The 23,238-nt window shown below is 63.7% G+C and carries 20 protein-coding genes; 10 read left to right on the top strand and 10 right to left on the bottom strand.

From position 1 onward, the window contains the following. The first annotated feature begins 1 nt into the window (after window position 1). On the top strand, window positions 2-997 hold the full coding sequence (locus HOP51_RS04365) for an ABC transporter permease (protein WP_234272742.1): 996 nt from the start codon (window positions 2-4) through the stop codon (window positions 995-997). A gap of 93 nt (window positions 998-1,090) precedes the next feature. Further along, window positions 1,091-2,059 (top strand): substrate-binding domain-containing protein, encoded by a 969-nt coding sequence (locus HOP51_RS04360; protein WP_234272741.1) that lies wholly within the window; start codon window positions 1,091-1,093, stop codon window positions 2,057-2,059. A 48-nt stretch (window positions 2,060-2,107) separates the two neighbouring features. On the opposite strand, the gene HOP51_RS04355 is transcribed toward HOP51_RS04360, so the two are convergent. Together HOP51_RS04355 and HOP51_RS04350 are read right to left on the bottom strand one after the other, a co-directional pair. Continuing rightward, a complete protein-coding gene (locus HOP51_RS04355) occupies window positions 2,108-3,112 on the bottom strand; it encodes a glutathione S-transferase family protein (protein WP_234272740.1) in 1,005 nt (334 codons plus the stop codon). A 101-nt stretch (window positions 3,113-3,213) separates the two neighbouring features. Continuing rightward, on the bottom strand, window positions 3,214-4,113 hold the full coding sequence (locus tag HOP51_RS04350) for a LysR family transcriptional regulator (RefSeq protein ID WP_234272739.1): 900 nt from the start codon (window positions 4,111-4,113) through the stop codon (window positions 3,214-3,216). 64 nt (window positions 4,114-4,177) lie between these two features. Between HOP51_RS04350 and HOP51_RS04345 the strand changes: the two genes are divergently transcribed. From HOP51_RS04345 to HOP51_RS04335, 3 genes are all read left to right on the top strand, one after another. Continuing rightward, the gene (locus HOP51_RS04345; protein ID WP_234272738.1) at window positions 4,178-5,059 is read left to right on the top strand and encodes a pirin family protein; all 882 of its coding nucleotides are present in this window, start codon (window positions 4,178-4,180) and stop codon (window positions 5,057-5,059) included. A 231-nt stretch (window positions 5,060-5,290) separates the two neighbouring features. After that, entirely contained in the window at window positions 5,291-7,021 is a 1,731-nt protein-coding gene (locus tag HOP51_RS04340) for a peptidoglycan DD-metalloendopeptidase family protein (RefSeq protein WP_234272737.1), read from the top strand. 699 nt (window positions 7,022-7,720) lie between these two features. Next, on the top strand, window positions 7,721-7,984 hold the full coding sequence (locus HOP51_RS04335; RefSeq protein ID WP_234272736.1) for a hypothetical protein: 264 nt from the start codon (window positions 7,721-7,723) through the stop codon (window positions 7,982-7,984). Window positions 7,985-8,037: 53 nt separating this feature from the next. Here the strand turns inward: HOP51_RS04335 and HOP51_RS04330 are convergent, their stop codons facing one another. Next, the gene (locus HOP51_RS04330) at window positions 8,038-9,666 is read right to left on the bottom strand and encodes a L,D-transpeptidase family protein (RefSeq protein ID WP_234272735.1); all 1,629 of its coding nucleotides are present in this window, start codon (window positions 9,664-9,666) and stop codon (window positions 8,038-8,040) included. Window positions 9,667-9,866: 200 nt separating this feature from the next. On the opposite strand from HOP51_RS04330, the gene HOP51_RS04325 reads away from it, so the two are divergent. Beyond that, complete coding sequence (locus HOP51_RS04325) at window positions 9,867-10,568, top strand: murein L,D-transpeptidase catalytic domain family protein (protein WP_234272734.1); 702 nt, start codon at window positions 9,867-9,869, stop codon at window positions 10,566-10,568. A 315-nt stretch (window positions 10,569-10,883) separates the two neighbouring features. Then, entirely contained in the window at window positions 10,884-12,236 is a 1,353-nt protein-coding gene (locus HOP51_RS04320) for a NarK family nitrate/nitrite MFS transporter (RefSeq protein WP_234272733.1), read from the top strand. A 171-nt stretch (window positions 12,237-12,407) separates the two neighbouring features. On the opposite strand, the gene HOP51_RS04315 is transcribed toward HOP51_RS04320, so the two are convergent. From HOP51_RS04315 to HOP51_RS21150, 6 genes are all read right to left on the bottom strand, one after another. After that, window positions 12,408-12,773: an AtuA-related protein gene (locus HOP51_RS04315; RefSeq protein WP_234272732.1), complete on the bottom strand. Its 366-nt coding sequence runs from the start codon at window positions 12,771-12,773 to the stop codon at window positions 12,408-12,410. Next, window positions 12,760-14,178, bottom strand: coding sequence for an acyclic terpene utilization AtuA family protein (locus HOP51_RS04310; RefSeq protein ID WP_234272731.1), 1,419 nt, complete (start codon window positions 14,176-14,178; stop codon window positions 12,760-12,762). Before HOP51_RS04310 ends, HOP51_RS04315 begins: the two co-directional genes overlap by 14 nt. Next, window positions 14,175-16,130, bottom strand: a complete 1,956-nt coding sequence (locus HOP51_RS04305; RefSeq protein ID WP_234272730.1) for a TRAP transporter permease — start codon at window positions 16,128-16,130, stop codon at window positions 14,175-14,177. The genes HOP51_RS04310 and HOP51_RS04305 overlap by 4 nt, the downstream gene beginning before the upstream one ends. 21 nt (window positions 16,131-16,151) lie before the next feature. After that, window positions 16,152-17,138, bottom strand: a complete 987-nt coding sequence (locus HOP51_RS04300; protein WP_234272729.1) for a TAXI family TRAP transporter solute-binding subunit — start codon at window positions 17,136-17,138, stop codon at window positions 16,152-16,154. A gap of 264 nt (window positions 17,139-17,402) precedes the next feature. After that, entirely contained in the window at window positions 17,403-19,415 is a 2,013-nt protein-coding gene (locus tag HOP51_RS04295) for a D-(-)-3-hydroxybutyrate oligomer hydrolase (RefSeq protein ID WP_234272728.1), read from the bottom strand. 46 nt (window positions 19,416-19,461) lie between these two features. After that, window positions 19,462-19,605, bottom strand: a complete 144-nt coding sequence (locus HOP51_RS21150) for an AtuA-related protein (RefSeq protein WP_455423583.1) — start codon at window positions 19,603-19,605, stop codon at window positions 19,462-19,464. Window positions 19,606-19,878: 273 nt separating this feature from the next. Here HOP51_RS21150 and HOP51_RS04290 point away from each other — a divergent pair, with 273 nt between their 5' ends. From HOP51_RS04290 to HOP51_RS04280, 3 genes are all read left to right on the top strand, one after another. After that, the gene (locus HOP51_RS04290; protein ID WP_234272727.1) at window positions 19,879-20,766 is read left to right on the top strand and encodes a LysR family transcriptional regulator; all 888 of its coding nucleotides are present in this window, start codon (window positions 19,879-19,881) and stop codon (window positions 20,764-20,766) included. Between the two features lie 102 nt (window positions 20,767-20,868). Further along, on the top strand, window positions 20,869-21,291 hold the full coding sequence (locus HOP51_RS04285; RefSeq protein ID WP_234272726.1) for a GFA family protein: 423 nt from the start codon (window positions 20,869-20,871) through the stop codon (window positions 21,289-21,291). A gap of 80 nt (window positions 21,292-21,371) precedes the next feature. After that, complete coding sequence (locus HOP51_RS04280) at window positions 21,372-21,857, top strand: peroxiredoxin (RefSeq protein WP_234272725.1); 486 nt, start codon at window positions 21,372-21,374, stop codon at window positions 21,855-21,857. Window positions 21,858-22,046: 189 nt separating this feature from the next. On the opposite strand, the gene HOP51_RS04275 is transcribed toward HOP51_RS04280, so the two are convergent. Continuing rightward, complete coding sequence (locus HOP51_RS04275; RefSeq protein ID WP_234272724.1) at window positions 22,047-23,126, bottom strand: AI-2E family transporter; 1,080 nt, start codon at window positions 23,124-23,126, stop codon at window positions 22,047-22,049. Window positions 23,127-23,238 lie beyond the last annotated feature (112 nt).

Genomic DNA, 23,238 nt, shown 5'->3' with positions numbered 1-23,238 from the left:
GATGAATGACGCTTCCAACTCCAAACCGATGGCACAACTGGGCCTACAGCGACTGCGCCGGCTGCCGATCAACGCCACCATCCTGGCACCGCTGCTGGCGCTGCTCATTCTCTTCGTGCTCTCGTCGCTCGCCAGCGAGTACTTTCTCAACGCACGCAACATCACCAACGTAATGCGCCAGGTCTCTTACACCGGCATCATCGCCATCGGCATGACCTTCGTGATCATCGCCGGCGGCATCGACCTATCGGTGGGCTCGATGATGGCCCTGGTGGGGGTGTTGCTGCTTTACGTGGTCAACTCCATCGCCGATCCCATCCAGGCCGTGCTCCTCGGTATGCTGGCCGCGGTGGTGGCGGGTTCGCTATTCGGATTGTTCAATGGATTGCTGGTTACCCGAGGGCGAATGGCCGCCTTCGTGGTGACGCTGGCCAGCATGTCGATCTTCCGCTCGCTGGCGCTCTACTTCACCGACGCCGCCGAAGTGACTACCCGCAACCCGTTCTTCTCCAACATCGGAGGCGGCTTCTTCCTCGGCCTGCCGATTCCGGTCTGGGCCTTCTTCGGCCTCGCCATCGTCGCCCATATTCTGCTGTTCCATACCCCCTACGGTCGCCACGTCTGTGCCGTGGGCGCCAACCCACAGGTGGCGCGCTACTCCGGCATTCGCGTCGAGCGGGTGGTACTCAGTACCTTCGTCATCGCCGGGGTCTGCGTGGGCATAGCGGCCATCATGTTGAGTTCACGGCTCAACTCGGTCAGCCCCAGCGACGCCGGTTATTTCTACGAACTCGATGCCATTGCCGCCGTGGTGATCGGCGGCACGGCGCTGTCCGGCGGGCGCGGCTCGATCTGGGGCACGGTCATCGGCGCGCTGATCCTCGGCATCATCAACAACATGCTCAACCTGACCGGTGTCTCGCCCTACCTGCAGGGGCTGGTCAAAGGGGCCGTGATCCTGCTGGCGGTGCTGCTGCAGTACCGGCGCACCGGCTGACTGGAAGCGACGGTCGGCGAAAGAGACCGCCGTGCCGTCATCGCTGGGTATGCCAGCCCATTCGTTCGACCATGATGAAACGGAGTGACAACAATGACGATAACACGCGTTCTCAGACAGGCTGCTCTGGTCACCGCCTTGGCCGGCACGTCGCTTGCCGCCAGCGCCGACGACTACCATATCGGCGTGACCGTGCCATCGGCCGACCACGGCTGGACCGCCGGCCTGCTGTGGTGGGCACAGCAGGCCACCGAGGAACTGGCCGAACAGTACGGCGACGTCAGCTTCACGGTACTGTCGGCCAGTTCGGGTACTGCCCAGGTCTCCAACGTAGAAGACCTGATGATCCGCAACATCGACGCGCTGGTGATCTTGCCCCACAACCCCGCCACGCTGCAGCAGGTGATCGCCGAAGCCTACGAGTCCGGCATCTATACGGTGGTGGTCGACCGCGAGCTGGAAGAGCCGGCACAGGACGTCTTCCTCGCGGGGGACAATCCCGGGCTCGGCGAGGTCGCGGCACGCTACATGGCCGAGGCGCTTGGCGGCCAAGGTGACATCCTGGTGCTCGAAGGTCCCTCGATCCCGATCAACTCCCAGCGCGTCAACGCTTTCAATACGGTGATGGCCGACTACCCCGGCATCAACATCCTCGACTCCCAGACCACAGACTGGAACCCGCAGCGGGCCCTGAGCGTGACCGAGGACCTGCTCGGCAGCAACCCGCACGTCGATGCGATCTGGGCCGGTGACGATGACGTGCTGATCGCCGCTCTGCGTGCGGTGGAGGAGAATGAGCGCGACGACATCCAGTTGATCGTTGGCGGGGGCGGCTCGCAGCGAGTCATCGAGATGATTCGCGACGATCATCCGATGGTACGCGGCACGGTGACCTATCCCCCCAACATGATCGCCTCCGCCATTGCCCTGGCCGTGCATGGGGTGAAGGGGGAGCGCCTCGGCAACATGTACCACGGCGTGCCGTCACGAGTGATCCTGGCTGCCGACCTGATCACTGCCGACAACGTCGAAGAGTTCTACCAACCGGATGCCGCCTATTGAGCGAGCGGCAACGCTCGACACCGCCGCTCCCGGGGAGCGGCGGAAACCCTATCCTTTCTTGCGCACGCCCTGCCCCGCTAGCCGCTCGCGGTCGTGCGGCCGCCCGAAGTCGAGCAGAGGCCCTTTCGGCACGATGCGCGTCGGATTGATGGTGTCATGGCTGTAGTAGTAGTGGCGCTTGATATGCTCCATGTTCACCGTCTCGGCCACGCCCGGCCACTGGTACAGCTCGCGCAGGTAGTTCGAGAGGTTGGGATAGTCCTCGATGCGCCTGAAGTTGCACTTGAAGTGACCGTAATAAACGGCATCGAAGCGAACCAGAGTGGTGAACAGGCGGATATCCGCCTCGGTGAGCCACCCGCCTGCCAGGTAACGGTTCTCGGCAAGACGCGCCTCGACGCGGTCGAGCGCCTCGAACAGCGCCGTCACATGCTTCTCGTACACCGCCTGCTCGGTGGCGAAGCCCGACTTGTAGACGCCGTTGTTGATGTGCTCGTAGACGTCCTCGTTGACCGCGTCGATGGTCTTACGCAGATCTGCGGGGTAGAAGTCGAGCCGGTTACCGGTCATCTCGTCGAAGGCATCATTGAAGATACGCACCAGCTCGGCCGATTCGTTGTTGACGATGCGCTCTTCCTTCTTGTCCCACAACACCGGCACCGTGACCCGGCCAGTGTAGTGCGGGTCGGTCAGGGTATAGAGTTCACGGTGGTATTCGACGCCATTGACCGGATCGCCGCTCGCGCCCTCATCCTCATGGTAGGTCCACCCCTGATCGAGCATCAGTGGGCTTACCCATGAGGCGCCAACGACCGTCTCCAGCCCCTTGAGCTTGCGCATGATCAGGGTGCGGTGCGCCCAGGGGCAGGCCAGCGAGACATAGAGGTGGAAGCGTCCCGCCTTCGCCGGCACAGCGCGTTGCCCATCGGAGCCCGGGCTGCCGTCACAGGTCACCCAGTCACGCAGCTTAGCCGACTCGCGCACGAACTCGCCGCCATGCTTCTTGGTGTCATACCACTGGTCGTGCCACTTACCGTCGATTAACAGGCCCATCACGTTCTCCGGTAGCAGGTCATGTAGCTAACCAGAGTAAACCGACCTGCCCATCGCTCAAGCGCAGTTTTTCCGCCCTGCACGTCGAAAAAAGCGAACGGTCACTCCTGGTTCGAACAGGTACTGGCCACTGCCCCATGTAGCGCCCGGGCCATGGCATGGGTCGCGGGGCCCGCCCGGTCGCGGTCGCGAAAGATCATCTGCATGGGAACTTTACGAATACCGCCGGCCGCAAGCGGCAGCGGGCGAAGCACGCCGCTTGCCAGGTCATCATGAATGCGCGTCTCGGGCAGCCAGGCAAACCCCAGGCAGCGCCGAACCATGTCGATGGAGGTCTCGAGATGGCTGACCGTCCAGCGTTGCTCCGCCTTGAGCCAGCCGGCATCCATCGACTGACGCAGCGCCGAGTCGCGCACCACCATTTGTCGATGACGCTGCAGGTCGCGCAGGTCGAGTTCGCGCTCCAGCCCGTGCAGTTCATGATCGCGATGGGCCACCGCAATGAAGCGGATCGTCACTAGCGGCTCGCCGAGAAAGCCCTGCGCCGCCAGTCCCGAGATGGCCAGGTCGGCGCGGCCGTCATAGAGCATCTCGATGCCACCATTTAGCACCGTTTCGTGGAGCTGCACGCGCACGTAGGGATAAGCGGCGGAGAAGCGGCTCAGCGCCACCGCCAAGGCATTGGTGGGAAAAATCTGATCGATCGACAACACCACTTCGGCCTCGAGCCCCTCGGCCAGGCGGCCGGCGACGTCCTCCAGTGCCTCGGCACTCTCGATCAGTTGGCGTGCCCGGCGCAGCAGCATCTCACCAGCCTCGGTCAGCCGCACCTGGCGCCCTACCGGTGCCAGCACCCGCACGCCAAGCTGTTCCTCCAGCTTGTGCACGGCGTGATTGAGCGTGGAAGGACTCTTGTGGATCGCCTCGGCAGCGCGGGCGAAGCCACCATGGTCGACGACCGCTGCGAGCATCTGCCACTGAGCCAGGGTGACACGAGACATATTCGACTTCCTCGAATGAAGAATGCAAAACGTTGCGCTTAATTTTCGAAAAAAGCGGACTAGAATGCCAGATATATCCACTTCGGGAGACCTGACCATGGTCACCAGCCCCAGCATTCGTCGCATCGAACGCCTGATCCAGAGCCACCCCAGCCAGGATGGCGATGGCGTGCACATTCAACGAATTCACCGTTTCGATGGCGAGCTCGACCCCTTTCTCATGCTCGACGAACTCGGCTCCGACCAACCCGATGACTATATCGGCGGCTTTCCGCCGCATCCGCACCGTGGCATCCAGACGCTGACTTACATCATTCATGGCGGTATCACCCATGAGGACCATTTGGGCCATAGCAGCACCATTCAGGCCGGCGACGCCCAGTGGATGCATACCGGCCGTGGCATCGTGCATTCCGAAATGCCGCTGACCGACAGCCAGGGCCTGCACGGCTTTCAGCTATGGCTCAACCTGCCGGCACGGGAAAAGATGAGCGAGCCACGCTATCGCGACGTGCGCAGCGGCGAAATGCCGCGCCTGAAGGCGGAGACCGCGGAATTGATCGCCCTCGGTGGCATATGGTCGTCCGTGACGGGCGACAGCATTTCGGGCCCACTGGAGAGCCTGGCGGGAGATGGCGCCGTGGCCCATGCGCAAATCGAAGCCGGCGGCGAACTGACCCTCGCGGCCGGCAGCGAGACGCTAGCCGTCTATGTCTTCGAGGGTACGCTGCAGGTCGATGATGCCGACGTCATGGCCGGCCAACTGGCCCGGCTGGGTTCGGGAGACACGCTACGCCTATCCAGCCGCGAAGGTGCGCAGTGTCTGCTGCTCGCGGGTACGCCCCATCGCGAGCCGATAGCCCACTACGGCCCCTTCGTGATGAATCACATGGGCGAGATCGAACAAGCACTGCGCGATTATCGCAACGGCACTTTTACCGGCTGATCACCCGCCACAGAACATTACCAAAAAAGGGGTTGTCTAATTTCCCTTTTCCACGTTCAATACATCATTGTTGAACAGTGTTCGACAATATAGCGACGGCCCAGAACCAAGGAAGAGAAGTTCTGGGTTCGTCTTGCTGTATGTGCGTACAGTCTAGGCAGGCCATATATCATGGGTTAAGGTTCCCGTGCCTTTTTATATTCTTGTCATCTTTTTTTATGGCCGATACAAATGTTGCGAATCCTCCATTCGCTGCCTCGCACGCATAAGTTGCTACTGCTACCCGTCGCCACGATGGTGACCGTGCTGGGCACGCAAAAGATCGTTACCCTCGTCGAGAATACCCAGCGTCAGGGGCAAGTTCCCCAAACCGTACTCTTCCCCCTGTCGCCCGAGGCCCAACCCGGCCTCCCCGCTCTCAACAGCGAACGCTACTCCGTCGCCGATGCCATCGAAATCGCCACCCAGGCCATCGACTCCACCCGCGACTACATCCCTCTCTCTCAGCTCAAGCCCAGTGAAATCGTCGACCTCTCCGGCGTAAGCATGGCCCAGGCCGAGCAAACGACCGAGCCTCCGACCGCTATCGCTGCCGAGTTCGATACCGCTACCGGGTTGGACGACAGCAACATCGTACTGGCAACGGAACTGGATTCGGGGGCACTGCATATGGCCCTGGTGATCGGCACCCTGGCCAGCGGCATGCTCGAAGACACGTATACCGACGACGAAGCGCTGGCCGCCAACGCGACGTCCTACGAGGATTTCCCGGACGAAGAGCTGGCGCTGTTCGAAGACAGCCCGATCCACTTCGATCACGAGATTGCCGCCGCCGAACCCTACGTGCCGGAATGGCGCACCTATACCGTGCAGCAGGGCGACACCTTCGCCGTGCTTGCCCAGAACGAACTCGGCCTGGGCTACAGCGAGGCCATGCGCCTGCTCGACAGCATGCCCGACAAGCGTCTACTGACCCATTGGCGGGTCGGTAATACCTTCGAGTATCAGCTCGACGAGCAGGAACGTCTGCTGGCCCTGCGCATCATGAAGAATGCACGCGAGGGCTTCATGCTCGAGCGCGACGAGGACAGTTTCGACGTCGCCACCATCGAGCGTGCCGGCGAAGCCACCCAGCGGCTGTTCGCCGGTAGCGTAAGCGGCAGCTTCGCTCGTTCCGCCCAGGCGACCGGTCTCTCCAGCACCGAGGTCGCCCAGGTCTCGCGCCTGCTGGAGAAAAAACTCGATTTTCGCCGCGACACCCGTCGCGGCGATGAGTTTCAGGTGCTGATCGAGTCCGACATCATCGACGGGGCGAGCTTCGACTCCCGCGTGCTGGCCATCCAGTACCAGGGCGCCCGCATGGACCTCACGCTGGTGCGCAACAGTGCCGACAACAACTTCTACACGCCGGACGGCCAGAGCCTCGATCCCGCCTTCAGCCGCTACCCGTTCGAGGGCAGCTACCGCATGAGTTCCGGCTTCAACCCCCGCCGAGTGCATCCGGTGACTGGCCGCGTCAGCCCGCACCGCGGCACTGACTGGGCCATGCCCATCGGTACCCCGGTCATCGCCCCGGCCGACGGTCGTGTCGAGAAGGTCGGCAACCACCCGGTGGCGGGCCGCTATATCGTGGTACGCCATGACAACGGCTATCGCACGCGCTACCTACACCTTTCACGTGCAATGGTGAACCGTGGCGATCGCGTCTCGATGGGTGAGCGTATCGCGCTGTCGGGCAATACCGGCCGCAGTACCGGCCCGCATCTCCACTACGAAGTGATCGTCAACAACAACGCCGTCGATGCCATGAAGGTCGAGCTGCCGGAAAGCCAGAGCCTCGAAGGCGAGCGGCTGGTCGCCTTCCAGCGCGAAGCGGAGCCGCTGCTTGCCGCACTGCGCTCCGGCCAGACCGGCCCGGTGGTGGCCCAGACCTCAGCCGACGCCGAAAGCGACGACGACTGAGCCAGCTCGGACCTTACCGCTGCATGCACACGACGCCCTGCTCCCGAGCAGGGCGTCGTTTCTCGAACGGAGCTATTCACCCAGTCCATGCGCCGTCTCGTCCTTGCCCCTCCCCGCCAGCCAACAGCAATCGCCTGACTGCCTTCTTCGGCGTCTTTCGCTACAGCCGTCGGGCACTCCTGCTGGTGCTGGACGAACCCGCCGCGGCCATGGATACGCCGCCGACCAGATCCTCGTGATCGACGACGGCGAAGTCATCGAGCGCGGTGACCACGACAGCCTGATGGCCCAGAACGGCCGCTATGCGAGATTGTTTCGGCTGCAGGCCGAGGGCTATCGATAGGTTCTGTACGAAAGCCGCCTCATGCGCAGTTTCTCGCGCTAGCGCCATTCATCCGTTGACGCTTGTTGAGCGTTTGTCTATAAGAAAAGAGTCGCATCGTCGATGCGGCACAATCCCAATCCCTCAATCGAGACGCGTTCCTCATGCGCTGGCTACTTCTAGGCAATCAGGCAAATCGGCAACATCGCGTATTCATTAACGCGATGCGTACCCGTTTGCTGTTGCCGTGGGCCGGCCGTCGAAACGACGACATTTGAAGGACGCTGGCCGCGGCACTTGTCGCGGCCAAGCCTGGATAGCACTTTTCCCGCCTGTCGCGCACAAGTTCCCGGCCTCCACTCAAGGAGACCGAGACCATGACAGCACTACGCACTATCCGTCGCCTGCTTCGCGCCGTACGCAGCTTCTACGCCAATCGCCAGCGTGATGCCCTGCTCCGCGACTGCGACCCACGCATGCTCAAGGACATCGGCCTGCGCTGGGAACGCGGCAAGCTGGTGCCGATCAACCCGGAACGTTTCGCCCCCAAGACTGAAGCCGTTGCGGCTTCCAGCACCGCTCCCGGTGTAAGCGAAAGTCCCGGCGAAGTCTGTCCGCGCTGCGGGGCGCGCCTGGCTTAGCTACGGCCCCGGCCACAGGAAGTGGCCGGGGCTTTCTTCCCCCGCCCGTTGGCTCACAACACCAGTGGGCGATCCAGTTCCCGCAGCAGGGCGTCGTCACGTTCGTAGATGTCGGGGCGGAACGAGAACTCGCCGTCATCGTCCGGGTTTACCGTCCAGTAATGGATGATGACCGGCATTCGGTTGGCAAGCGAGACGTTGCGCGTTTCACCGCTATCGATGCGTGCCTCGATGTCATGCTCGCTGCGAGTGTCCTCGAACAGCAATTGAGCCAACTCACGAATGTTCTCGACGCGGATGCAGCCGGAGCTGAAGGCCCGCTGTTCGCGGGAGAAAAGCCCCTGAGCCGGGGTGTCGTGGAGATAGACCATGTGGTCGTTGGGAAAACGAATGGCGAGCTGTCCCAAGGCATTCTGCGCTCCGGGAGCCTGCCGCAGTACGATGTTGCCGGGATTGTCCCAATCGACCCGCCAGGGGTCGAGGGGCTGTCCGGAAGGGCTCAGTACCTGAATTCGCTCCCGCCACAAATAGCCAAGGTCACGGCGCACAGCGGGCAGCACGTCCTGGCGCAGGATGGTGGGCGGAATCGTCCAGGTGGGGTTGACGGTCATGTGGGTGATGTCGGAGCGCAACGAGGGTGTACGCCGATAGGGTCGGCCCACCACGATACGTGAGCGCCAGACTTCGCCATCGGGCCGGAAATAACTGAGCCGGTAGCCAGCGATATCGACCAGCACGAAGGCGTCCGGCAGCCCGTGCAACAGCCAGCGGGCGCGCTCCATGTTGAGGCGGATCTGATCGATGCGCCGCTCAACCGGGACGTTGAGTGCCTCCAGGGTCTGACGCCCGACAATACCATCCGGCTCCAGCAAGTGCCGGCGCTGAAAGCGCTTCACCGCAGCCTCGAGTCCGGCATCGTAGCGACGCGCATCGGGAGCCTCGACTTCAGCGTCAGGAAAGGCGTCGGTATTGACAGCCATCAGCTCGAGTTCGCCTATCGCCGACAAGCGCTCGCGTAACAGCGCAACATCATCATCGACATCGCCCGGACGCAGCGCCTGCTCGCGCGCCGGCAAGCGCAGCCAGCCGCCGAGCCGCTCGAGATGACGATAGCGTGCCAGCCCCGAGCGCAGCCGCTCGTAGGGGACGAAATCCGGCCTCACCTCATCGAACAGCGCTTCGAATCGCTGTTGATCCACTGCGCGGGACACCGCACCGAGAGAGAAGTCGGGTTCCGCTACCGGCACTTCCCAATGGGTTTCGAGCGCCTCGGGATCCACCTTGCCCCGCTGCAGGTGGGTCAGCGCCGTGAACAGCATCCGGGTGGCGAATAGATCGTATTGCGCCTGCGCCGCCACACTGGCGCCATCCTCCTGGATCGCACGGTACCGGGATCTCAGCTCATCCGGGCGATAGTCCTGTGGATGGAGCCCATCGCTCTCGAGGCCATGCAGCGCCGAGGTGAATGCCGCCACGGTGTCGGCATCCTGCCATGCTGGGCGGTAGTCGCGCTGGGCATAGAAGCCCTGCAGGCGCGGCTCCTCGGTAGCCACCTGGCGCATCAACGCCTGTGCCACACCAGACTCCCCCTCCGGCCTTGCCTCGCCCTGCAGCTCCGACCAGGCCATCGGCGCCAAGCCAAGCAGCATCATCAGCATTCCCGTCCGTGCAATACACCGCATCTTTCGCTCCTGCTCCGTTGATAGCCGGTCTGGCCTTCCTGACCTCTCTCTTCATAATAGTGCCTGGCACACGACTGCAAGCCAGCCGGGTCCGTTCATCTCGTTTACGCTTACCTGCCGCGCGCGGCGCCCACCGCCTGCGGTACTTACGTCATAGGCATGTCATGCGCTTTCTACCGTCCCTGCGACTTTCGCTCCCGATGGCCGTTTCCCTGTTGGCTACCCTGCCCACCACCCTTCCCGCCACCGCCCAGGCCGGCGACTTCCTGGCCCAGGCCAAGCTCTTTCCCGCAGCCACTCACCCGCTGGGCCAGACCCTGACACGCCTCGCCCCCCGCGCCGACCCGCAGGTCCTGCAACTGGCCGCCAGCGCGCTGGCCTGTGCCGAACCCGGTGCCGAGCGGCTGGCCGTCATCGACTACTCACTCCCCTCCACCGAGCCGCGCCTGTGGGTCTTCGACCTGGCACAAGAGCAACTGCTGTTCGAGGAGCTGGTTTCCCATGGCCGTGGCTCGGGCGACGCCGAGGCTACGATCTTCTCCAACACCCCCGAGAGCTACCAGTCGAGCTTGGGATTGTTTCGCACCATGAACAGCTACTACGGCCGCAACGGTTACTCGCTGCGCCTGGAAGGGCTGGAATCGGGTGTCAACGACCTGGCCTACCAGCGCGCTATCGTCATCCATGGCGCCGACTACGTCAGCGAAGCCTTCATTCGCCAGACCGGCCGGCTGGGCCGCAGCCACGGCTGCCCTGCGGTACGCCAGGAAGTGACCTATCCGCTGATCGACAGCATCAAGGAAGATCACTACCTGTTCGTCTATTACCCCGACCCCGAGTGGCTGGCAACCTCCGCCTTTCTCAGCTGCGATCACGAGCCGGCCCAGTGGGCCATGAACTGAGTTCGCTTCGTTTCATTCCCGGCCCCTCGAGCCTGTTCATGCCCCGTGCAGCACCAGCAGGGGGCATTTCTCTGCGGCATTGCACCATTCTTGCCATACCCTCCCACTCACCCAGCTTGGTCGCGAACCATCAACTTAGCCACAACACAGTGTTTTAAAAGAAGAAACAAAAAACGTGGCAAACGAATTGCTTGATATATATCAACTGCTGGGTAGGCGTGGACCAGGCTTCCTGAGGAAGTACGAGTGCGTCAGACCTGACCTTCAACGGAGAAGGGCGAACACCTGTATCGACAATCCGTATGAGGTCACTCCATGGAAATTCTCAACAAGGCGAACCGCATTCGTCTCTTGAGCCTGCGCACCCCGCAGATGCGAGCCTTCCACTTCTCCTGGTTCGCCTTCCACATCTGTTTCTTCGGCTGGTTCGGCATTGCCCCGCTGATGGCGGTGGTACGCGAGGACCTGGCCCTGACCCAGACCCAGATCGGCAACACCATCATTGCTTCGGTGGCCATCACCGTGATCGTGCGGCTGCTGATCGGCGTGCTGTGCGACCGCCTCGGCCCGCGCAAGACCTATACCGGTCTGCTGCTGCTGGGCTCGATCCCGGTGATGAGCATCGGTTTCGCCAACAGCTTCGAGACCTTCCTGCTGGCGCGCCTGGCGATCGGCGCCATCGGTGCCTCCTTCGTCATTACCCAGTACCACACCACCATGATGTTCGCCCCCAACGTGGTGGGCACCGCCAACGCCACCAGTGCCGGCTGGGGCAACCTGGGCGGTGGCACTACCCAGATCGTGATGCCGCTGATCTTCTCCGGCCTGCTGATGCTCGGCGTCAGCGAGACACTGGGCTGGCGGCTGGCCATGGTGGTGCCGGGCGTGGTGATGTTCGTCACCGGTATCGGCTACTGGCTGTTCACCCAGGACGCGCCGAACGGCAACTTCAGCGAACTGCGTGCACGCGGCGAGCTGCCCCCCGCCAACGGCGAGAACAGTGCCGGCAAAAGCTTCATGTCCGCCGCCAAGGACATCCGCGTGTGGGCGCTGTTCGTGGTCTATGCGATCTGCTTCGGCGTCGAGTTGACCATCAACAACATCGCCGCCATCTACTTCTTCGACAACTTCGACCTGACGCTGGCCACCGCCGGCATCATCGCCGGCCTGTTCGGGCTGATGAACGTCTTCGCCCGCACCCTGGGCGGCGTGTTCTCCGACCTCTTCGCCCGCAACGGTGGGCTCAAGGGCCGCGTGCGCTGGTTGTTCATCGCGCTAATCTGCGAGGGCATCGCCCTGGTCGCCTTCTCGCAGATGCACGTGCTCTCGTATGCCATCGGCATCATGCTGGTGTTCAGCCTGTTCGTGCAGATGGCCGAGGGAGCCACCTACGGCGTGGTGCCGTTCATCAACAAGAAGGCCCTCGGCGCGGTGGCCGGCATCGTCGGCGCCGGCGGCAGCGTGGGAGCGGTAGCCGCCGCCTTCCTGTTCCGTAGTGAAGCGATCACCTACCAGCAGGGACTGTTCTACCTCGGCCTGATCGTGCTGGTGCTGGCCTCCTGTACGCTGCTGGTGCGCTTCAGCGACGAGGTGGAGGCCGTTGAGGCACAGGCCTATCGCGATGCTGTGGGAGAGGATACCGGCGCCGGCGCGCTCTCGCTGCGCTGAGCGTCTAGCGCTCGGCCGCCGCCCACGGGCAGCGTCGGCTCAAGCCACAGCCGATGCGTCCCCCTATCGGCACTAGTTGGCCGAGTGCTCGGACCCAACAACGGCCCCTGCCCGGGTTCCCATGACGAAGTCATGCGAACCCGGGCAGGGGCCGTTCTCTTCAGCAGAACCTCATGCCTCATCGACCACCACGCTCATGCCCAGCAGCAGGTAGGAGAGTGTCTTGCCGTGCCCATCCAGGTTCAAAGCGCCGTTGACCCCTCCCTGCAGCACGTCGTCGATCACCAGGTTCATGCCGGCCAGACCCGGCATCAGGTAACGGCGCACCCGGCTCGCCCCACGATGGGCGAAAAGCGCCAGCACCCGCTCCTCGGTGACCTGTTCCACCAGCGTTTCATAGTGATGCGGCTCGAAGGCGAACAGCACCAGGTTGAGCCGGTCGCCCTTGTCGCCAGCGCGGGCATGGGCCAGGCGATGCAGTGGTACGGCGTGTCCCTTGGCTGGGCTTGCGGGCACGTTCACTTCAGCGTGCGGCATGAGCAACTCTCCTCTCGTTGACCATCTTCGTCTCGAAAAGAGTGGCATCGAACAGGGTGGCGAAGGCTTCCACGTCGCTGCGCTTCACCAAGTAGGAGGCCGTGCACACCCGCCGCTGGAACTGGCGGCGCACCCCGCCGCCACCGGCCGGACCGGCGCAGTAGAGCGCCAGCAGCTCTTGGGTGGCCCGCTCCACCCAGCGCCGCTCGGCGTGCTCGGCGGCCAACCTCAGGCGGTAGTCGCCGCCGGCCGCGGTCAGCAACCTGCGTTGAAGGTCGCCGGCATCGCTGTCGAACACGCTGGCATGTCCGACGATGTCCAGCCGCGAACGCAGCTCCGGCGGTGCACGGAACGTCAGCCGCTCGCGCAGCACCTCGGCAGCTAGCTGCGCCCGGGCCAGGGCGTTGGGTCCAGCGTAGGAGATCTCTGCCTCGCCCTGCCAGCCGCCCTCGTAGCAGACGGTGGTCTTGAGACGCTGCGGCGCCGGCTTGCCGCGAATGCCACTCACCGCTACCCGGTCGGGGCCGAGCTCCTCCACCCGCACGGAGGAAAGATCCACCACCACATCGGGGGTCAAATAGTTGGCCGGGTCGTGCACCTCGTAGAGCAGTTGCTCCTTGACCGTGCGCGCAGTGACCATGCCGCCGGTACCGGCAGGCTTGGTCACCACCAGGGTGCCATCTTCTTCCACCTCGATGATGGGGTAGCCCACCGTGGCCAGACCGGGAACGTCCTTTACGCCTGGATCGGCGAAATACCCACCGGTGACCTGGGCACCGCACTCGCCCAGGTGGCCGGCCATCATACCGGCGGCCAGGCGGTCCCAGTCGTTCCAGGCCCAGCCGAAGTGATGCACCAGCGGCGCCAGGAACAACGCCGGGTCAGCTACCCGACCGGAAACCACCACCTCAGCGCCGAACTCCAGTGCCTCGACCAGGGGAGCAGCACCGAGATAGACGTTGGCCGAAATCAGCGCCTCCTCGCCAGGCAGCTCACGACTCTCCGCCTCCCAGCGCTGCAGGTCCAGTTCACCAAGGCGGGCGCGGATGTCATCGCCATGCACCCGGCCGATGCTCGCCCCGCCTCGCTCGCTGCGGGCGGCCAGCTCGGCCACCACGCGGCAGGCGCCGTCCGGGTTGGCCGCGCCGAAGTTGCCGAGAATGGCAATGCCATGCTTCAGGCAGTCGTCCAGCACCGGTGTGAGCAGCTCTTCCAACAATGGCTCGTAGCCCGCTGCCGGGTCGTCGCGCATGGCACGGTGGGCTGCCGCCAGGGTGCGTTCGCCCAGGGTCTCGAAGATCAGCGCGGCGGGCTGGCCACGGCGAATCAGCTCTCTCACCACGGGAATGGCGGCATCGGTGCGGTCGCCGGAAAAACCGGCTCCGCTGCCCAGCAGGAAGGTCATGAGCGGGTCTCCTTGGCCATCATGCCTGTGGCACCGGGGCTCTGCCCGTCAGGTCTCTTTTCAGCGATCCTCTGCTCACCAGTCCCGGGGGCGGCGGGCGAAGCGGCCAGACGCTGATGGCGCCGGGCATAGAGTGCCACCAGCAGCAACAGCGCCGCGCTCGTCGTCAGCCAGCCGGGAATCAGCGCCAGGCCCACCACCAGCCCGAGCCCCGCCACGTCGAGCAGCCGGTTACCGGTGACGGCGACCCGCGACATCAGCGAGGCGAAGGCGAGCACGAATACCACGCCCTGGGAGCTGGCCAGCAGGATGTCGAAAGCGCTGCCAAAGCCGGCCAGGGCCGGGTAGATCAGCAGCAGGAAGGGAATCACGTAGATGGCCGCCGCCAAGCGCACCGCCTCGCCCGCCGCCGGCAGCCAGTTGGTACCGGCAATGCCTGCCGCGACGAACACCGCCACGCACACCGGCGGTGTGATCACCGACAGGGTGGCGAAGTAGAACACGAACAGATGGGCGATCAGCGGCTCGACGCCGATGGTGGTGAGCGCCGGGGCCAACACCGAGGCCACCAGCACGTAGGCCGCCGTGGTGGGAATGCCCATACCCAGGATCAGGCACACGCCGCCAACGATGAAGGCCACCAGAAACAGCGACTCCCCGCCCACGTTGACAATCAGACTGGCCAGCGTCACGCCGATACCGGTCATGCCGATCATCGCCACTAACATCTGGGCCCCGGCCAGCAGCACGCCGATGATCACCATGCCCTTGCCGGCATCGATCAGCCCCGAGAGCAGCTTGCCGGCGATCTCGCGCAGCGGCCGGCGCGCCAGCAAGGCGAAAGGAACGAAGGTCAGCACCGTCATCAGAATGCCGTAGAAGGCCGCCATCTGGATCGAGCGCCCCGACAGCACACCGTAGAAGAGCCCACCCAGCGCCGCCAAAATCGGAATGATCCGCTCCGGGCGCAGCACTTCGGGCCAGGTGGGCAGTTCGTCGTCGGGCACCACCTGCAAATTACGGCGCTGCGCCACCAGGTGGATGGTCAGGAACACACCGAGATAGAACAGGATCGCCGGCAGCAGCGCGGCGAGTGCGATGCGCAGGTAACTCTCGCCGAGGATCTCGGCCATGATGAAGGCCGCCGCCCCCAGGATCGGCGGCGCGATCTGGCCGCCGGTGGAAGCCACCGCCTCCACTCCCGAAGCGAAGGGCGCCGGGTACTTGAGCCGTTTCATCATCGGGATGGTGAAGTTGCCGGTGGTCGCTACGTTGGCCACGGCGCTGCCGCTGACCATGCCGAACAGTCCCGAGGCCACGGTGGCCACCTTGGCGGCGCCGCCCGGCGAGCGCCCGCTGATGCGCAGCGCCAGGTCCATGAAGGTCTGACCGCCGCCGGTGTGCAGCAGCAGGCAGCCGAACAGCACGAAGGCGGCGATGGTAGTGGCGGCCACGCCGACCAGCATGCCCCACACGCCGAGATCGCCGAGATAGAGCGTCTCGGTGATGTAGTAGAGATCGAAGCCGCGATGCCCCAGCGGCCCGGGTATCGCCGACCCGAGCCAGGCATAGGCCAGGCCCGCCAGCACCAGTAGCGGGAAGATCACGCCGATGGCACGCCGCGACAGCTCCAGCACTGCCACCACCAGCACCCCGGTGAACAGCATGTCCCGTGGTGAGGCCCAGGGCAGCTCGACGAGAATCCGCTCGTGGTTCATCGCCACGTAGCCGCAGGCCAGCACCGTACCAGTGGCCAGTATCAGGTCGCAGGCCAGCCCCAGGGGGCGCCAGCGCCTGCCGGCGCCCAACGGGTAGAGCGTCAGCCCCAGCAGGATCACCAGCGCAAGAAAGATGCCCCGCTGGATCAGGCTCTCGAACGGGCCGGTCGCCGAGGTGTAGAGGATCAGCCCACCCAACATGAGGGCCAGCAGCTTGGTAATGTTCTCGCGCATGGCAATCGTCTCTCTGGGCCGTTACTCGACGGGCTGCAGGGCGTCGGGGATATCCAGGCCCTGCTCTTCGAAGTAGCGCGCAGCACCGGCATGCAGCGGCACAGTGCCAACTTCCAGGGTCATCTGCGCCAGGTCGGCGTCGCGCACCGCGGAGAAGGCGTTGGCCTGGGGCTCGGGGTTCTCCATTACCGCCTTGACGATCCGGTAGGCGGTCTCCTCGTCGAGGTCCGGATGAGCGTGCACGGCCACGCCGAAGGCCCAGGTGGTGTAGGCCGGAACGCCCTCCCCCGCGCCCTCGGGAATGTCGACCACGGCCAGATCGGGCATCTCACTGCGCAGAGTGTCGGCCTGTGCCTCGGAGAGCGACAGCACGTTGATCGGCGTGAAGGTAGCGATGTCCATGGTCGAACCATCGAGCTTGTTGCCCACCCCAGACTTGGCCGAGCCCATCACCCGGCCATCCTTCATGGCATCGACGATATCGGTGGTCGAACCGCGCACGTAATCGGGCGAGATATCGAGGGTACGCATCACCGCCTCGGTGGTCTTCTCGGTGGCCGAGCCGGTGATGCCCGGGTTGAAGCGCACGCCCTCCAGATCCGCGAGGGTCGAGACATCGGCATCCTGGCGCATCACCACGTTCTGGGGCGCCACGGTATAGACCCACAGCAGGCGACTGTCGACCGGGCGGCCGTCGAAGTCCTCCTGGCCAGCGTAAGCATGGTAGCCGGTGTTGGTGGTGACCAATCCCATGTCGATCTGGTTGCGGCTCAGTCGGCGCAGGTTGTCGACGGTGGCACCGGTTTCCGCTACCGAGGCGCTCACGCCCTCGACCTGGCTGTTGATGATCTGGTTGACGGCGACAAAGTAACCGTAGTGGCTCGACGAACTGGAGGTCGAACCGATCAGCAGGCGCTCATCGGCCTGAGCGGTGGCTGCAGCGGTAACGAGCGTAGCGCTGGCTGCCATGGCAGTCAGCAGGGTTTTCATCTTTAGAGTTGGCTTCATGAGTGGCTCCTTTGGGCCCGGCTTTGCGGGCTTGTTGTTGTCATGCTGCGCATGGGGTTGCCCCAAATAGCAGCATGAAGAGTGAGCTATGTTTTGACTATTGAATTGTTTTTAATATTTGTTTTACTTTATAAATAAATCCGAGCGTCAAGCAACTGCGCGCCTTCGTCGCCGTGGCCGTGCTGAAAGGGATGTCCACTGACTGGCACAGGAGACGAGCAGATAGGCTCGCCGCTCGCGGCGAGCAGCGGCGTGGTCTCCGGCTCAATCGGGCACAGTCACCTGCCCGTCCGTCACTTCGATGGCGTCTGCGGCATCGGGCGACGCCGCGACCGTGGGCAACACTAGGCCGATACCCGCCTCTCCGGCGCCGTCCGCCGTCACCTCAGGCCGGACCACTTGGCTCGGCGGCAGCGGCGCATCCTCCGTCAGGTGCGCGTACATCAGCTCGAGCGCGTCGATGTGGTAGGGGTCGATCGGCACGAAGCGCTCGGCGTAACCGGGCAGACCGGCGCTAAAATGCTCGACATTGGTAAGCTCGTAGAGGTGCAGGTTGCCGGCGCCGTCGGTCAGCGAGTTGAGACCAAGATAAGGGCGCGAGGTGAAGCCTATCGGTACCCGCGCATCGGCGCGGCCATGCACGATGATCGTCGGGGTGCCGTGGAGATCGGCGTCTCCGGTTACCTCGTCGATACCCTGCTGTACGCGCCGCGCCTCCGGGCTGTCGCCCGTCACGAGTTCACGCAAGCACACCGCACCGTCGAGATTGAAGTCCAGCAGGCCCGTGCTGGGCGATTGAGAGATGAAGTCGCGCGTCGGCCCGCGCGGATCTCGGTCGTTCACCACGTCGATCGTGCCGGTCGGCGCACCGCCGGGAGCGACGGCGAAGATGCGCGCCAGTTCCTCGGGCGGCGCCGACTGCGGATGTCCGCCCTCGTCCACCGAAGCGATGGAGTAGCCGCAGAGACGCTCCTCGACGCCGAAGCGGCCCTGCGAGTTCGCATACTTCATCGCCGTCGCTGTCGGAGCGATCACGTAGTGCGAGGCGTGAAGCATGTCGGACTCGGGCTCCCACCCGTAGTCGCGAAGCTTCTCAAGCGACTCCTGCGCTGCCTCCTCGGCTGTCTTGGCCTCGACCAGCCCGCGTTCGATCAGGCTTTCGCAGCGGTTCTCAGCGAACATGACACGATCCGCCCAGGGCGCGTCGGGTGTCGCCGCAGCGGCGCAGGGTTGATAAAGGATCGCATAGGTGAAGTAGTCGAGGAGCGGTCGTCCCGTTCCCTTCCGCACCGTGTTGCCCCGCTTGACCGTCACCCGCTCGTCGGGATCGAGTTGCACCTGCGGCTGTGCCGCCACGATGCCATCGATGAGGCCGCCTTCGTCGACCTCGCCAGCGTAGAGCGCAGCGCCGCCGCCGTTTGAATTGCCGGTCACGATAACCAGGGTATTCTCGGGCGTGAGATCCGCCTTCTCTGGCGTAGCATTCAACTGATACATCGCGAACTCGATCGAGCGCACGACGTCGCGCCCCCAGGTCGCGTCGGGATTCTGCTTGGAATGCGCGTGCTTGAAGGCGATCCGATGCGGGAACTCTTCAAGGAATGCCTCCCGCGCCGCACCGTCGGCAGTGAAGTGTGAATCCCGGCCCGCATCCTCGGCACCGGCCCGAGTGCCGTCGATCAGAGTCACCGTGTCGGACGCGAGGTCGTGGAAGCCGTTGCCAAGGCCCTTGTCGGAGTAGACGACGGCGCAGTTCTTCTGCAGCCCCCAATAGCCAATATTGCCGACGTTGCGGAACAGACTGTTTGACCCGCTCACGGGAACTGCCAGGATGCAGGGGCTTTCGCGGTCAAAGCTCTCGGGCACCTGTAGCAAGAAGGCCACGTTCTGCTGCCCCGGGCCATCGTCGGCATAAGCGAGGTACTCGGTGCCGGCGACCTTGCCGTCCCCATCCAGGGGCTCGCCCGTCGACGCGTCGATGGTCGGGCCATAAATGGTGCCAAAGCCGGTAGAGCCGTCGGTCACGATGGAGACACGACGCAGCTCTTCAGCGGTCGGTGCCAGTGGATCGGCGTAGGAGAGGTCCGGCCCCTCGATCATTCCACTGACGCCGAACCCGCCCGTCACGAGGTCGTTGCTCTGACCGTCGAAAGTCGTTTCCGACATGACGCGGAGCCATGGCGGCGCCTCCGACTCCTGCGCGGCACCCGCCGAAGAAATCGCCAAGCTAACGATGGCTGCACCCGCCGTGGCCGTTATGGTTGCCTTCAAGATCATGCCGAATTGCCTCCCCGCCTTGATTGCGCCTCTCCAACGCCGACGATCAGCACGCGCCGACGATCTCCAGGATCACCGAGTCGAGGCACTTGCCGTGGGCGTCGAGTGCAAGCGACCGTGTGACGCCGCCATGCGGCATTCCCTTCGGCACGAAATTTAGCGCGTGTAGTTGTGGCAGCGCGTAGCGTATGACCTAGCCCACCATGTGGGCACCGAAGTGCACAACGATACGATTCGCTGCGACCTCGCATTCGATCGGCTGCCAGTCCTTGGCGCGGTAGGCTATGAATGGCGGCACTAGCGACCGCTGCGGTGAGCAGTGTTTTCATGAGTGGCTCCTTTGAGCCCGGCTTTGCGGGCTTCTTGTTGTCATGCTGCGCATGGGGTTGCCCCAAATAGCAGCATGAAGAGAGCACTATGTTTTGACTATTGAATTGTTTTTAATTTGTGTTTTACTTTCCAAATGAAACCCAGCATCCGGCAGCTCAGCGCTTTCGTGGCCGTGGCGCAATCGCGCAGTCTCGCCGAGGCCAGCGAGCGCATTCACCTTTCCCAGCCCGCCATCTCCATTGCCCTGCGCAAGCTGGAAGAGAGCGTGGGTGGCTCGCTGTTCTCGCGCACTACCCGCCAGCTATCGCTGACCCCGGAAGGCGAAGCCTTTCTCCCCGTGGCCATTCGTCTGCTCAACGACTGGACGGAAGCCTTCGAGGATCTTGAGGAACGCTTTTCCAAGCAACGCGGCAAGGTCACCGTGGCCGCCCTTCCCACCCTGGCGGCGGGGCTGCTGCCGGGCATCATCGCTACCTTTCACGCTCGTTACCCACGCATCAACCTGAGCCTGCACGACGTGCTGGCCGAGCAGGTCAGCCAACTGGTGCGCGAGGGGCGCGCCGACCTGGGGCTTTCCGTGGCCCCTCATGACACCGAGGAGCTGGCCTTCGAGCCGGTGCTGGTGGATCGCTACGTGGCGGTCTGCCCCAGTGGTCATTCGCTACTCGAGCAGCCCAGCGTGCGCTGGGCGCAGCTCGCTGAATACCCATTCATCGGCATCAGCCGCCTCTCCAGCTCACGCCAGGACATCGACCGCATCATGGCCGAGGTGGACGCGCCGCTTTCGATCCTGTGCGACGCCAGCCAGATCGCCACCGTAGGCCGCATGGTGGCTGCGGGCCTCGGCATCAGCGTGCTGCCACAACTGAGTTTTCGCCAGATCGCTACCGAAGGCATCGAATATCGGCCGTTGACGACACCCGACGTAGAAAGACCACTGGGTATCGTCATGCGCCACCGTCATCCGCTCTCGGCTTCGGCCACGGCGCTGCGCGCGTTGATTCGGGAACATGCTGACTGAAGGGCCCATCAGCCAAATACGGTAAAGGCGAGTGTGCTATGACTACACTACTGACTTGGGCGACATGGCGCTCGCCGCTTCCATAATGAAAGGAGGAGCGATATGAAAGACGGAATGAATGCACGCGGCAGTTGCCTCTGCGGAGCGGTAAAAGTTGCCGTGGCAGTCAACAAGCAGAACGTCGGCGCCTGCCACTGCGACATGTGCCGCACCTGGGGAGGCGGACCGCTGCTGGCGCTGGAGTCGGTCAGTGACGTCGAGGTCGAAGGCGAGGAGAACGTCACGGTCTATGCCTCATCGGATTGGGCCGAGCGCGGCTTCTGCCGGCGTTGCGGCACTCATCTCTTCTATCGTCTCAAGGCCGGCGATCATTATGCCATTCCCGTGGGCCTGGTCGATGGCGGCGAAGCATGGAACTTCGACAGCCAGATCTTCATCGATCAGAAGCCGGAGTACTACCGCTTTGCCAACGAGACCCACAATATGACCGGCCAGGAAGTCTTCGATGCCTACCAGGGCAGTTGATCGTCGCTACACTCGGCAACGCACCCGGCTGCCAAATTGCACTACAGTGTTCCCACCGAAGAGATGAACAGGAGCTGCCCATGCCCATTTCCGTAGGCGACAAGATCCCTGATGTCACCATCAAGACCAACGGTCCCGACGGGCCCGAGGACATTTCCACCGGCGAACTCTTCGCTGGCAAGCTCGTCGTGCTGTTCGGCGTCCCCGGCGCCTTCACCCCAGGCTGTTCCAACACTCACATGCCCGGCTTCGTGATCAAGGCCGACAAGGTGCTGGAAAAGGTCGACACCCTGGCCTGCATGGCAGTCAACGACGCCTTCGTGATGCGCGCCTGGCAGCAGGACCAGAACGCCGAGGCGATCCTGATGCTGGCCGACGGCAACGCCGAATTCACCCGTGCCCTGGGCATGGAAAAGGACGCCAGTGGCGCCTGCATGGGCGTGCGCAGCCTGCGCTTCGCACTGATCGCCGAAGATGGCGTGGTGACCTACGTGGGCATCGACACCGAGCGAGGCGTGGTCGACAAGAGCAGCGTGGATACCGTACTGGCCCATCTACAGGGCTAAAACTTCCAGATACTTGCCCAGAAACTTTCCCAGAGACGTTCCCTCAAGCTCCCTTCCTTCCCGCCGATACCTTAATTGAGGCCGCTGTCGGCGCAATGCTTCACCGGGAAGGGAGGGAACTGCATGGAAGACGTGGCGCAGAAAGTCGTACCCGCCAGGCTGCTGCTGGTCAACGACGAAGCCTGACCGTCACTTGTCCTGTCCTTGTCCCTGCCCCAATACCTTTACCTCATCGCCCAGCACATCCTCGACGTAGAGCATCTGCACGGCCACCACCGCCACCACCGCCAGCGGTGCGGAGAGAATCACCCCAGCCACGCCGGCTACCGCGGCACCGGCCAGCTGTACGATGACGGTATAGGCAGGGGGCAGGCGCACCATGCCCTTGGCGGCAAGAGGCATCACCAGGTTGGACTCCAGCGTCTCCACCACGAAATAGAGCACCACGGCATACAGCGCCAGCTGCGGCGACTCGAGTAGGGCAATCAGTATGGTGGGGATGGCACCGATGATCGGACCCAGGTAGGGAATGAAGGTGAACAATCCGGCAACCAGGCCCAGCGCACCGGCCATCGGCACCCCCAGGAAGGCCAACCCTATCGCCACCGACACTCCCACGAAGACCATCGACACCAGCCGGCTCAGCAGCCATAGGCGCAACGCCCGCCCCTGCATGCACAACACCTGCTGCAGACGCTCGCGATGAGCGGGAGGGCAAAGTAACACCACATTGCCGACGTACTTGGTAGGGCTGAGCACCAGGTAGAAGCCGATCAGCAGAATCAGGAAGAAGCTGGCAATGGCGCCGAAAGTGGTGGAGAAGAAGCCGGTGAAGTGATCGATGACCGGCTGGCCGAGGAGCTGAGCCGGCTCCTCCACCTCAGCCATTAACGCCTCGATGCCGGGCAGCTCGCGCAGATTGGTCACTAGCTGCTGGAATGCCTGGGGGAGCTCCGTAATCAACTGCGGCAGTTGCTCCCCGAGGCGCGGGCCGATCAATACCCCCAACCCAACCAGCAGCAGACAGATCGTCAGCAGCGCCAGCGCAAGGGCCCACTGTCGCGAGAGCGGCAAGTAACGCTGGCACAGACGCACCACACCATCGATCGCCACGGCAAAGAGCACACCGGCGAACACCAGCAACAGTACGTCGAGCAGTTGAGCGGCAAAATAGAGCAGAATCGCCACCAGGCTGGCGATTCCGACCACGGTCAGAACGCGCCGCGAGAACCGGGAAACCGTTTCGACGCCACTCTCCTTGTCGGCCATGTCTGCTCCTTGTCGCTTGCGGCGGGATCCGCCCGCGCCATTCCGGGCGCCTGTGGCCTAGCCTAGCAGAAGCTTCAGGCATGGCCCGGTTGCCAGGAACTTCGTCAGCTAT

This window comes from Billgrantia zhangzhouensis (assembly GCF_021404465.1).
GTDB classification, from domain to species: domain Bacteria; phylum Pseudomonadota; class Gammaproteobacteria; order Pseudomonadales; family Halomonadaceae; genus Halomonas; species Halomonas zhangzhouensis.
The sequence above is the reverse complement of the archived record's forward strand: the minus strand, read 5'-3'. Positions and strand labels throughout refer to the sequence as shown.

Excerpts from the sequence above, each read along its gene's own strand:
- HOP51_RS04365 (WP_234272742.1), top strand. The coding sequence starts at position 2 with ATGAATGACGCTTCCAACTCCAAACCGATGGCACAACTGGGCCTACAG.
- HOP51_RS04360 (WP_234272741.1), top strand. The coding sequence starts at position 1,091 with ATGACGATAACACGCGTTCTCAGACAGGCTGCTCTGGTCACCGCCTTG.
- HOP51_RS04355 (WP_234272740.1), bottom strand. The coding sequence starts at position 3,112 with ATGGGCCTGTTAATCGACGGTAAGTGGCACGACCAGTGGTATGACACC.
- HOP51_RS04350 (WP_234272739.1), bottom strand. The coding sequence starts at position 4,113 with ATGTCTCGTGTCACCCTGGCTCAGTGGCAGATGCTCGCAGCGGTCGTC.
- HOP51_RS04345 (WP_234272738.1), top strand. The coding sequence starts at position 4,178 with ATGCCAGATATATCCACTTCGGGAGACCTGACCATGGTCACCAGCCCC.
- HOP51_RS04340 (WP_234272737.1), top strand. The coding sequence starts at position 5,291 with ATGTTGCGAATCCTCCATTCGCTGCCTCGCACGCATAAGTTGCTACTG.
- HOP51_RS04335 (WP_234272736.1), top strand. The coding sequence starts at position 7,721 with ATGACAGCACTACGCACTATCCGTCGCCTGCTTCGCGCCGTACGCAGC.
- HOP51_RS04330 (WP_234272735.1), bottom strand. The coding sequence starts at position 9,666 with ATGCGGTGTATTGCACGGACGGGAATGCTGATGATGCTGCTTGGCTTG.
- HOP51_RS04325 (WP_234272734.1), top strand. The coding sequence starts at position 9,867 with ATGGCCGTTTCCCTGTTGGCTACCCTGCCCACCACCCTTCCCGCCACC.
- HOP51_RS04320 (WP_234272733.1), top strand. The coding sequence starts at position 10,884 with ATGGAAATTCTCAACAAGGCGAACCGCATTCGTCTCTTGAGCCTGCGC.
- HOP51_RS04315 (WP_234272732.1), bottom strand. The coding sequence starts at position 12,773 with ATGCCGCACGCTGAAGTGAACGTGCCCGCAAGCCCAGCCAAGGGACAC.
- HOP51_RS04310 (WP_234272731.1), bottom strand. The coding sequence starts at position 14,178 with ATGACCTTCCTGCTGGGCAGCGGAGCCGGTTTTTCCGGCGACCGCACC.
- HOP51_RS04305 (WP_234272730.1), bottom strand. The coding sequence starts at position 16,130 with ATGCGCGAGAACATTACCAAGCTGCTGGCCCTCATGTTGGGTGGGCTG.
- HOP51_RS04300 (WP_234272729.1), bottom strand. The coding sequence starts at position 17,138 with ATGAAGCCAACTCTAAAGATGAAAACCCTGCTGACTGCCATGGCAGCC.
- HOP51_RS04295 (WP_234272728.1), bottom strand. The coding sequence starts at position 19,415 with ATGATCTTGAAGGCAACCATAACGGCCACGGCGGGTGCAGCCATCGTT.
- HOP51_RS04290 (WP_234272727.1), top strand. The coding sequence starts at position 19,879 with ATGAAACCCAGCATCCGGCAGCTCAGCGCTTTCGTGGCCGTGGCGCAA.
- HOP51_RS04285 (WP_234272726.1), top strand. The coding sequence starts at position 20,869 with ATGAAAGACGGAATGAATGCACGCGGCAGTTGCCTCTGCGGAGCGGTA.
- HOP51_RS04280 (WP_234272725.1), top strand. The coding sequence starts at position 21,372 with ATGCCCATTTCCGTAGGCGACAAGATCCCTGATGTCACCATCAAGACC.
- HOP51_RS04275 (WP_234272724.1), bottom strand. The coding sequence starts at position 23,126 with ATGGCCGACAAGGAGAGTGGCGTCGAAACGGTTTCCCGGTTCTCGCGG.